Origin of the sequence: Tardiphaga sp. 866_E4_N1_4 (assembly GCF_052076075.1) — a bacterium.
Classification (GTDB): domain Bacteria; phylum Pseudomonadota; class Alphaproteobacteria; order Rhizobiales; family Xanthobacteraceae; genus Tardiphaga; species Tardiphaga robiniae.
Genome location: NZ_CP197242.1, coordinates 3,452,501 through 3,457,500, shown reverse-complemented (window position 1 = coordinate 3,457,500; position 5,000 = coordinate 3,452,501). Strand labels below are relative to the sequence as shown.

1 protein-coding gene, 2 tRNA genes and 4 rRNA genes (2 of these 7 running past the window's edge) are annotated in these 5,000 nt (G+C 53.8%); all 7 read left to right on the top strand.

The genetic code is table 11. The features are described 5' to 3' along the window. Positions 1-192 (top strand): 23S ribosomal RNA (locus AB8B20_RS16910) (it extends 2,628 nt beyond the left edge of the window). Between the two features lie 144 nt (positions 193-336). Beyond that, positions 337-451: ribosomal RNA gene (gene rrf, locus AB8B20_RS16905) — 5S ribosomal RNA — on the top strand. A gap of 194 nt (positions 452-645) precedes the next feature. Next, a complete protein-coding gene (locus AB8B20_RS16900; RefSeq protein WP_439074564.1) occupies positions 646-1,059 on the top strand; it encodes a hypothetical protein in 414 nt (137 codons plus the stop codon). An 836-nt stretch (positions 1,060-1,895) separates the two neighbouring features. Continuing rightward, a 16S ribosomal RNA gene (locus tag AB8B20_RS16895) occupies positions 1,896-3,382 on the top strand. A gap of 236 nt (positions 3,383-3,618) precedes the next feature. After that, a tRNA-Ile gene (locus AB8B20_RS16890) sits at positions 3,619-3,695 on the top strand. Between the two features lie 107 nt (positions 3,696-3,802). Further along, positions 3,803-3,878: transfer RNA gene (locus tag AB8B20_RS16885), tRNA-Ala, on the top strand. A 469-nt stretch (positions 3,879-4,347) separates the two neighbouring features. Beyond that, positions 4,348-5,000, top strand: a 23S ribosomal RNA gene (locus AB8B20_RS16880); it runs 2,167 nt beyond the window's last position. Together the 16S, 23S and 5S rRNA genes with 2 tRNA genes alongside form the textbook arrangement of a ribosomal RNA operon.

Here is a 5,000-nt window from a genome sequence, read left to right as displayed (position 1 = left end):
TGTCGCGCCAGCGGCAGTGCAGCATAGCTATGTACGGACGGGATAACCGCTGAAAGCATCTAAGCGGGAAACCCACCTCAAAACGAGTATTCCCTTGAGAACCGTGGAAGACGACCACGTTGATAGGCCGGGTGTGTAAGTGCGGCAACGCATGTAGCTTACCGGTACTAATCGTTCGATTGGCTTGATTGCTCTCATTTTCAATGTCCAGACATCAGTCTGACGTTATGAAAATGAGACTGCGCTCTGTAAATCAGACTGCGCAACTCAGGGACGCCCAAGCGCGTCCTACAGAAAGACCAAAACAGTTTGCTTCGTATCTTTGTCCTTCGCCGGCCTGGTGGTTCTAGCGAGGAGCTTCAACCCGATCCCATCCCGAACTCGGCCGTTAAACTCCTCAGCGCCAATGGTACTATGGCTTAAGCCCTGGGAGAGTAGGTCGCTGCCAGGCCTGCAAAGGACAAAGAACCCTCATCTACGATATCAATACAAAAAACGCCGCTTCCTTCGGAAGCGGCGTTTTTTGTTGTCTGGATTTTGTGCTGATCTCGGGGATCTAGAGCAGCATGCGCGCTCATCACGGCGGTCGCTGCTCCTCAAGACGCCGTTTCCACCCCCGTCCCTCATCCTGAGGAGCGGCAGAGGTTGATCGCAAAAATCATTCAGCCACGATTCAGCTGCAGCTTTTTGTTTGCGGCGAGATCGTCAACAAGCGTCTGCAGGGCTTTCTCAATGTCGATCGCGGTGGCGACCCGCATCGACCAAGATCATTCGGCCGCGATCCATCATCAAAATCCGAACCCGCGTAGTGCGGTCCGATTGAGCTCATTCAGGGTCGCGTTCGCCCGAGCGAGGGAAGCGAAGCGATCCGAGATCCGAAAAGGCTGCGATTGGAAGAACGGATTGTTCCTTCGCGCAACGGCATCGCCGCTGCTGCGCAGTCCGCTGGCTGGCATCATGCGCGCCGATCGCTTCTACCAGCGCCGCTGCATCTGCGTTCTTACAACGGCGCTGCAGCATCGTTACGCCGTCGGCCTGATAGTTCTCAACAGCAGATGAGAGATCGATGCCGACGATGCGCAGCGGCTCTTTGCATCATCGTATGAGCCAACGCGTATCGGAGGATCCGGATATCCCTGCAATTCAATGCGGAATCCTGCTGTCATCATCGCAGCGCACTATGATTCGGCGTCGACTTTACGCACACGAAAAACGCGTGACGATTTTCTGACGATTGGGCGTTGACAGCTTCGAGAGTGCGAGACTATAAACCGGCCACTGAGCGCGGCGGCGCCGGGGCCCACGGGTCCGGGACGGTTCGACGTTCAGAAGCACCTCAACGCGATGTGTGAAGCACCAGCCGACAGTTTCGGTGGGTGTTTTGTCGTCGGGTTGAGCTGTCAGGTTTTTGCAAGGAAGCCTGGCGGATCTCTATCGGTGCAATGGTCTGCTGCTTGTTTCGAACGAAATAATCGGCGCACTGCGAAGAAAGAGGTTGCTTCCTTCCTCTGGAGGGTCTACTGGTTCGCTCCCTTCGGGGCGCTGGCATCCACTGGATGCCGCCTGATGGATCTCACTTTGGAAGATCTGAAGATAGAGATTTCTCCCTCCTGGGGAGATTGACGCATCTGCGTCGGGCTGTTTGACAAGTTAAATTGAAGAAAGAGAAACGTGGACGGCGGAGTCCTTGCGGGTCTCGTTCGATGGAAGCTTCGGCTTCTTGAGACGGGGCCGGACGAAAGACTTCGGCGGTACACGTTTTGAACAAAGGTTAACACCATCGTTGTTAGCGCTGTGAAGCGCGGACAGCAGATTGGCTGAACTTCGGTTTGGTCGATTTAGTATGGTGGGACCTCGTCAATACGTTGTGATCAGCCGGTTTAAAGTTTCAAGTCCAACTTGAGAGTTTGATCCTGGCTCAGAGCGAACGCTGGCGGCAGGCTTAACACATGCAAGTCGAACGGGCGTAGCAATACGTCAGTGGCAGACGGGTGAGTAACGCGTGGGAACATACCTCTTGGTTCGGAACAACACAGGGAAACTTGTGCTAATACCGGATAAGCCCTTACGGGGAAAGATTTATCGCCGAGAGATTGGCCCGCGTCTGATTAGCTAGTTGGTGGGGTAAAGGCCTACCAAGGCGACGATCAGTAGCTGGTCTGAGAGGATGATCAGCCACATTGGGACTGAGACACGGCCCAAACTCCTACGGGAGGCAGCAGTGGGGAATATTGGACAATGGGCGCAAGCCTGATCCAGCCATGCCGCGTGAGTGATGAAGGCCCTAGGGTTGTAAAGCTCTTTTGTACGGGAAGATAATGACGGTACCGTAAGAATAAGCCCCGGCTAACTTCGTGCCAGCAGCCGCGGTAATACGAAGGGGGCTAGCGTTGCTCGGAATCACTGGGCGTAAAGGGTGCGTAGGCGGGTTTTTAAGTCAGAGGTGAAATCCTGGAGCTCAACTCCAGAACTGCCTTTGATACTGAAAGTCTTGAGTATGGGAGAGGTGAGTGGAACTGCGAGTGTAGAGGTGAAATTCGTAGATATTCGCAAGAACACCAGTGGCGAAGGCGGCTCACTGGCCCATAACTGACGCTGAGGCACGAAAGCGTGGGGAGCAAACAGGATTAGATACCCTGGTAGTCCACGCCGTAAACGATGAATGCCAGCCGTTAGTGGGTTTACTCACTAGTGGCGCAGCTAACGCTTTAAGCATTCCGCCTGGGGAGTACGGTCGCAAGATTAAAACTCAAAGGAATTGACGGGGGCCCGCACAAGCGGTGGAGCATGTGGTTTAATTCGACGCAACGCGCAGAACCTTACCAGCCCTTGACATGTCTATGACCGGTACCAGAGATGGAACCTTCCCTTCGGGGCATAGAGCACAGGTGCTGCATGGCTGTCGTCAGCTCGTGTCGTGAGATGTTGGGTTAAGTCCCGCAACGAGCGCAACCCCCGTCCTTAGTTGCTACCATTTAGTTGAGCACTCTAAGGAGACTGCCGGTGATAAGCCGCGAGGAAGGTGGGGATGACGTCAAGTCCTCATGGCCCTTACGGGCTGGGCTACACACGTGCTACAATGGCGGTGACAATGGGATGCAAAAGGGCGACCTCTCGCAAATCTCAAAAAGCCGTCTCAGTTCGGATTGGGCTCTGCAACTCGAGCCCATGAAGTTGGAATCGCTAGTAATCGTGGATCAGCATGCCACGGTGAATACGTTCCCGGGCCTTGTACACACCGCCCGTCACACCATGGGAGTTGGTTCTACCTGAAGGCAGTGCGCTAACCGCAAGGGGGCAGCTGACCACGGTAGGGTCAGCGACTGGGGTGAAGTCGTAACAAGGTAGCCGTAGGGGAACCTGCGGCTGGATCACCTCCTTTCTAAGGATGGATCTTCAGAAGTCTGGGTTTGCTTGCAAACCTGAAGCTTCTATCGATCCTCTTTTGAAACATCAGTGGCCAGACATTGGATCAATGTCTGAGCTGCATAGGCGGGACACCGCCGTCTTCGTTTCTCTTTCTTCGCGGACGAACACACGCTGGGGCGTGCTCGTGCTGCTTGTTGGCGTTTGATCGCAAGGTCATGTCGATGAGCCGAGCGCAGTCCTTTGTTGTTAGGGCTTGTAGCTCAGTTGGTTAGAGCGCGCGCTTGATAAGCGTGAGGTCGGAAGTTCAAGTCTTCCCAGGCCCACCATATTTGCGCGCTTTGCTTTCAAGGCTGCTGCTGACGTCGACATCACATGCGCAAGCATCGCATCTGCAAAACGTGTTCTTTAGCGTTGAGCATTCGTCTTCTGGAACGGGGGCATAGCTCAGCTGGGAGAGCGCGTGCTTTGCAAGCATGAGGTCGTCGGTTCGATCCCGTCTGCCTCCACCAGAAACTTTGGTTGGGTGCTGATGAGCGATCGAGACGAAAACAACTTCAAGACATTCAGTGTGTTCAGACAGTGCGCGCCATATGGGCGGCGCCTGATTTAGTCCGCGGTATAACTTCGCTTGTCGGTCTTACGAGATCGACTGCGGGATTTATGACATCGTAAAGAGGAGATCGTTCCGAGGTTCGGATCTGCAAGCAATTGCGGGTGCCGCAATCATAATCTCCAGGAATTGAGTGCGAACGCTTTGCTTGCAAAGCTTCCGCATCTTTATTCCTTTTCAACGAAGCTTGACCGCCTCGTTGTCGGTTCGATCTTACGAAGCAAACTGGTCTTTCTAAATCATATCCAGCTGCATGAAGTGCGCACGGCTTGACCGCCGGCGTGCGGATTTTGCGTTTCCAATTCGTTGGTTGCGCAAAGCAGCGTGCAGCAAACTCTGCCGAGTGTGTGGATATTGATAATGAGAGCAATCAAGTGTCTTAAGGGTATTCGGTGGATGCCTTGGCAATGAGAGGCGATGAAGGACGTGCTACGCTGCGATAAGCTATGGGGAGCCGCGAAGAGGCTTTGATCCATAGATTTCCGAATGGGGAAACCCACCTTCGATAGCCGAAACTCTAAGGTCATCACGACGCAAGTCGGGGTGGTTTTGGATTTTCGGTTATCAGTTGAAGGTATGAGACTCCTGAATACATAGGGGGTTTCAAGCGAACCCGGGGAACTGAAACATCTAAGTACCCGGAGGAAAGGACATCAACAGAGACTCCGTTAGTAGTGGCGAGCGAACGCGGACCAGGCCAGTGGCATATCAAAGACAACCGGAACCAGTCAGGAAAGCTGGACCTCAGAGGGTGATAGTCCCGTACGGGTAATGCAATGATATGTCCTTGAGTAAGGCGGGACACGTGAAATCCTGTCTGAACGTGGGGGGACCACCCTCCAAGCCTAAGTACTCCTCATTGACCGATAGCGAACTAGTACCGTGAGGGAAAGGTGAAAAGCACCCCGACGAGGGGAGTGAAATAGACCTGAAACCGGATACCTACAAACAGACGGAGCCCAAGATACGTTCTGGGTGACGTCGTACCTTTTGTATTATGGGCCAGCGACTTAATTTAACG